Source organism: Bacillota bacterium (assembly GCA_030705925.1).
In the GTDB taxonomy this organism is placed as follows: domain Bacteria; phylum Bacillota; class Clostridia; order Oscillospirales; family Feifaniaceae; genus JAUZPM01.
In genome coordinates this window covers 1-6,074 of the sequence record JAUZPM010000099.1, presented here as the reverse complement: position 1 = coordinate 6,074, position 6,074 = coordinate 1, and the positions used below count along the sequence as shown (strand labels likewise).

Here is a 6,074-nt window from a genome sequence, read left to right as displayed (position 1 = left end):
TATCGACTGATTCTTTGAGCCCCGTCAGCATTTTTGCTCTTGCCAGAAGTTCTTCGGGTTCAAAAGGTTTTGCAAGATAATCGTTTGCTCCGACTTCAAACCCCATGACGATATCATTTACTGCAGTTCTGGCGGTCAGCATCAGCACAGGCAGTTCAAAGCAGGTTTTGCTTTTTCGGATTTCACGGCACAATTCAAATCCGGACATTTCCGGCATCATAACATCCAAAATTGCTAGGGAATAATCAGAGACTTTTTCAAGCTGCGCCAATGCGGCAAGGCCGCTATGCGCCGTAATAACATGAAAGCCGCCGATTCTGAGAATCGAAGAAGCCGCCTGTAAGTTGACGGTATCGTCATCAACAAGTAGAATTTTGGGAGCTTTTGTTTGTATATTGATGTTTTTATCTGCAGTTCTCTGCATTTTTGTTGCTGCAATTCCAGAGTTCTTTTTTGGGGCGGCAGTCAAAGCACCAGAACTTTTTGGGGCTATGGGAATTGTGAAAGTAAAGGCAGAGCCAACTCCAAGTTCCGATATAACCCAGATTTTTCCTCCCATTAATTCGACGAAATATTTGGTAATCGGCAGCCCCAGACCTGTACCGCCATATCCTCGGGTTGAGGATGTATCCACCTGCTCAAAGGATTTAAAGATTGCTTCAAACTTATCTTCCGGAATGCCCTGCCCGGTATCAGCGACACAAAATTCAAGCATATTGCCTTTTTCTTTGACCGAGATTTTTACATATCCGCTGACCGTGAATTTCACAGCGTTGTCCATAAGATTATAGATAATTTGTGTCAGGCGGCCTTCGTCTGCCAGAGCGGGAGGAAGCTCATCTGAAAATTCAAACAGAATTTCAACATTTTCCGATGAATTTATCTGTCGGAAAATGCTCACTATGGTATAGATAGGACCTTCAATATGTACCGGCTGCACATTCAGCAGGATATTGCCGTTTTTAAGTTTGGCATAGTCTAAAATATCGTTGACAAGAGTGGTAAGCCGACGGCTGGAAAGAGAAATCAATGTCAGATCACTGCGCTGATGTTCGTTTAACTCTCCGTCTCCATCCCGCAGCATGGATTCCGCAATACTGTGAATTCCGTTTAAAGGCGTGCGCAACTCATGCGATGTATTGGCAAGGAATTCATCTTTAAGCTTATCCAAGCTCAGTAGGTTTTGAGACATTTTCTTTTCTTTTTGTAACGCGTCAGACAGCCTCCGCGAAATAACAAAGGGCTGCGGTAAAAGAATAATTAGAAAACCGATTTCACTTGCGTTATTTGTAAACAATGTAGCCACTATGGAACAGGCAAAAAAAATCAGGGAAATTACCAGCGTTAAAAAAGAGTCTTTTCGTCCGTGAAGATAGGCCTTGGATAACATAAAAAAGCAATATGCAGATATCAAAGCAAAGATAATCTCAATGCAATAAATAAACGGAGAGTAGAACGAATTTGGTGTCAGCAGAATTAGCAGGGTCATGGCTGCCGCAAAAACCAGAAATATTTTTGTTACTTTATCGGACATTTCTTCCGGAAAAAGGTCTTTAAAGGTCAGAGCCACACTAACCGGAATCCAGCATAGTGAAATATATTCTATTGCCATCAGCGCCCCATAGCTCATGGAGGGAATCAGACGGAGAATCAGTACATTGCCGGTCGTCATCGTTATGACAGCCATCCATAGACACATGAAACTGGTGTACAATCCATTAATAGTTTCCCGCTGAAAAAAGAACATTCCTATATAATACAAAGCAACGATAAACAGCAGGCCTAATAGAAACGAATCCAAACCGAAAGTATTCTCGTATGCTCGATGAATCTGTGCCCATGTTCCCATTTGAACACCAAAAAGCATGCCGCCCTGCACACATGTAAAATTAGAAACACAGATCACTATATCAAAGTTTTGCTCTTTCGGAGAAAACTCCACAACCTGCGGCTTCGCCTCTGGTGCATAGGTTTCTTTTGAAGTTCCGATCTTTCCGTTAGAAGCAATCAGGCTGCCGTCCACATATAACTCATACGCAGTAGAAAGCGCAGGAATATTCAACGCTAACTGCTGACCAGGTGTGGCATTCAGAACCTTGATTGCATAAGTACCATAGCCGAAGCTCGGCAGATTTTTGTCGCCTATTGTATAGCTGTTCCAAGGAGCAGGTACATTTGCTGTACTATCAGGTTTTACAGCTCCGCTTTCAATTTCATTGTCGGTCACAAATCGATTCCAATAAAAATCCCAATTACCATTCAAGTTGAGCGGTTGGTCTACACCTGAATTCCAGTTTTTAAGGTCAACAGTGCCATTTTTGACCTCGGTTGTGTTTTGTGCCGCTTCATGAAAAGCAAAAACAAAGGCAATAGAAAGTATAAAAATTACTATTGTAATAATCAGTATAAGGATACGTTTCTTTTTAACTGTATTGCTGATTTCATCAGATGACATAGCTTCACCTATCATTCTATTTATTCCATACGCAATGGGTAGAACTTTCCTTATCAAGGCGCGATAAATATGGGAAAAGCGCGACTCTGTGCACTGAAACGGAGAGCCGCGTTTTGGTTGCCGATTATAATTAGTTTCTATTTTTAATGAATGTCATAAACATTATACGAAGCTCAATAGCCCAGAGATTGCTTCAGTACTCCCGTTTTTCCCTTCTCCAAGTGTTAAGTAACTCGTCAACATCAGATTGAGCAATATTTCCATGGTGGTTCGCTTTTCCAGACACATATAGGAAGAACGCCCCGCATTTATTCTGTATCTGCTCTGGCATTAAAAATAGGTCACCAGACTTTTTTTGAGATTCAATCGCTTGAAGAACTCTATCTTCCGTCAAATATTTTTTATATTCTTCTCTAATTTCGTATTCCGTACTACTGCCTGTCCAAGTGCTTACAGACCCTTCCAAATACCTCACAATATTCTTATCATCATTAAGTTCATTTGTAAGGTATTCCTTTGCGTAGCCAGAATCAAAGCATTCCAACAGATAACAAATCATTCTCCAATCGTCTAAATCAAACAGGCTATGTGCTTTTAACATATCTTTGGCTTTTTGAGTAAATGTATCTTCAAGTTGAATGAGTTCTTCTAAAGAAAGCACTTTTTTATAGCCTTGTTCTTCTCCTTTAGCCGCTAATCTTCCATATCCCAACTCAAGCATATTGATAACTTGTGCCATGGATTGCAAAGAGGAAAAATTAGCATTACGTATGATATAAGAAAGGAAGTAAAGCCTTTCTGTTGGAACGACAGCATCTAATAAGTCAATTATCATATGGTCTGCATAGGAGCTTGCACGCATCGACAGAATATTTTTCTTAGAAACAACATCAAGCTCAGCAGAGGTATCAAGTAACGCATTTATTATAACTTCCGCCCTGTCCGGTGAAATCTCAGGAATCATTGCTTGTACTTCTTCAAGAAACTCGTAGCTTGTACCCTTCTCATCGCGCTCCAACAGATATGCTCTAAAATTCTCGCAACTCAAAGAGTAGATTGCTTTTATGATTTCTGATTTCTTCAGTCCGATATTATCTAAGTCGGGATTGAAATATCTATCAAATTTTTCGGGATGGGCAATTTGGTTGTTTCTCCTAAATGAATTCAAGTCGTATACTTCATAAATCTTACCGATTTTTTGCCCGAAGTAAGGAAATAGCCGTGAAAGAAATGTAATGGCTATTTCCGCATCATGTTCATTTCTTCCTTCATCTTTACTATGTAACAGCAATCGAATTTGGGAATAGTACAACTCATACCTTTCTTTTTGCGATTTACTTCTCCCAATCGTTGATAGATCAAGCTCTCCTGTTAAAATGGACTTATTATTTTTAACCCACTCATATATTTGTGGAAGGGAAATTTCCAATGCAGAGATAGCAACCATATCAGCAAAATCAACCTCTGATGATATAGTTGTTAACTTGAATTGTACTGAGTTACAAAGACGGTTTATATCTCTAATATTTTTTATAAATGGATCAACACATGGTTCAAAGAGTCGTTGCCAATGAGCCTGTTTAAAACTTAGATCTTTATATGCGGAGAGAATAACATTTAGTGATTGAATAATACTTCCCTGAGTTTCTCCCTTTGAATGTCAGGAATCTGAATAGGCATTTGAATTATCTTTTCGAGATAATCTTCGCCGTTTCCTTCCTGCACTTTCTTCAATGCCTTTACTACAATCTCTTTATCAAAAACCAAAAGATATACCGTGTTTGGGAATTTTGCAACAGATGTGATTAACTGAAACACTTGCCGGATTTGCTCGTTGTTTAGCCGATCAATATCATCTATGACAACCAATATCCTTCTCGTTTGTTTCGTAAGAAGGTTTATAACATACTCTTTGTGCTTGAGAATATCTTTCTCATCTGAGTCTTTCTTCATTTTCTTGCCAAGCATAGCTGCGCCCTTTTTCCCAAAGAGAGCTAATACTCCTCCGACGATTGGTATGGCTTCTGCAAGATTAAACGCATCCGAGTACGTTTCAAGTGCCTCTCCAATTTTTGATAAATTTTCGTCTCCCTTGCTACGAAACTCATTGGATAGCCTAATAAAAAATTGCGACAAAAGTTGATTAGCGTCAGAAAAATTCCAAGGCTCAAAATGAACAACAATGAATCTGTTTTCCTCGCAGACGCTTCTCTGTTGTTTCTCAATTTCGTTTAGCATCATATTTACCAGAGAAGTCTTTCCACTTCCCCATTTTCCATAAAGGCCAACAGAAAAAGTATCTGCATTATTTAAATTTATAAGTGCTTGCGCCAACAGCCTTGCAAAACCCACTCTGCCGAGATGATCGTCAACATTCGACATGATAGGCTTATCTGAATAAAACATATTATCCTCCATCATTACTTCATTTCGAGCGATTTCGCGCATTAAACTTTGGGCAAAATTACTTTTATCTATAGACTTACCATTATGGTAGGAACTTACCATTCCATAAACTGCGTGTTATTGCTAAAATCCGCAAGTCAATTAATTAATATTAGTACGCCATAATTCTACATGTTATTTCCATATATTACAATATTTTTCATCTATCAGTTATTATTTAGGTATAAAAAAAGGCTCGCGGAAGTTTTTACACTCTACAGGCCTTTAACAATTACTTTCTGACACATTCCCATGGGCTTTTATCATCGCGTAAGCCCTTGAATACTGGTTGCAGCATGCCGCCGATTTTGTCACTTTTAAAATGTTCCATTTGATGTGATCATGCTCCGCTCGTTCCTTATCAAAGTCAGCTGATTTTGCATTGGCCACTTCCGCTTTTAGGCGGTAAATTTATTTAATCTTTAATGCACGTTGGAAGGTGAATCTTAATTGCTCTCGATAGCTAAAAAAGCCATTATTCATCGCGTAATTTGCTGATTCTGCTATTGTATTTTTGCAAGATCTTTTTGGGCAATTTCTAATAGCATTACGAACCTCTAAAAGCGGAAGGAAGTGCCTCGAAAAATTTTTTAAAAGTCATGCACTTTCCGGGGGTCGAAAGCACCGCGCAGGGGTGCGGGCTCGGAAGTACCTTTTGAGTTAGCAACCTTAGTTTTATTATTTATACATCATCCTTATTACTGTAATAAACGGAGGAGCAGCCACAATATGTTGTGATTGCTCCTCCGTTTCCACTGCCAGCATTATTTAAATTGAGTTACACCCACCCCATCCTTTTGCTAATAATCTCTAGGAACTCCGTATTCCAGCGCTGCGCCTGCCGCTCAGAGATTGGAATGTTCAGAGCCGCTCCGTATAATGTGCGAGTTTTGTCCCAGTATACCGACTTGATTAGCTTCATACGTTCGTCACCATCCTTACGGCTTTTTGTGACATCGACAGCAGCATCCACCGCTCGCACGGAATTCTGAAGAAATATGTACCGCTCGTCGGAGACTAACTGCATTTCCTTTTCGTCTGTGGTACGCGATGAGACGGGCGATTTCGGCTGACCGTCGAACAGAATGTGGTCACCCTCAATTTGAGCGATTTTCTTTTTATTGACCGGATATTCATAGACAAGTTCTTTCGCGTGACTTTTAAAAAAAATTCG

4 protein-coding genes are annotated in these 6,074 nt (G+C 39.7%); all 4 read right to left on the bottom strand.

The genetic code is table 11. The annotated features are described in order from the left end of the window. On the bottom strand, positions 1 to 2,470 hold a 2,470-nt coding region (locus tag Q8865_10820), incomplete at its 3' end, for an ATP-binding protein (protein ID MDP4153909.1). A gap of 178 nt (positions 2,471 to 2,648) precedes the next feature. Further along, positions 2,649 to 3,902, bottom strand: a complete 1,254-nt coding sequence (locus Q8865_10815) for a hypothetical protein (protein MDP4153908.1) — start codon at positions 3,900 to 3,902, stop codon at positions 2,649 to 2,651. Between the two features lie 170 nt (positions 3,903 to 4,072). Then, positions 4,073 to 4,963 carry a P-loop NTPase fold protein gene (locus Q8865_10810; GenBank protein MDP4153907.1) on the bottom strand — a complete coding sequence of 297 codons (891 nt, stop codon included), beginning with the start codon at positions 4,961 to 4,963 and terminating at the stop codon, positions 4,073 to 4,075. 715 nt (positions 4,964 to 5,678) lie between these two features. Next, positions 5,679 to 6,074 (bottom strand): hypothetical protein (locus tag Q8865_10805; protein ID MDP4153906.1); only part of this gene is annotated, 396 nt, incomplete at its 5' end.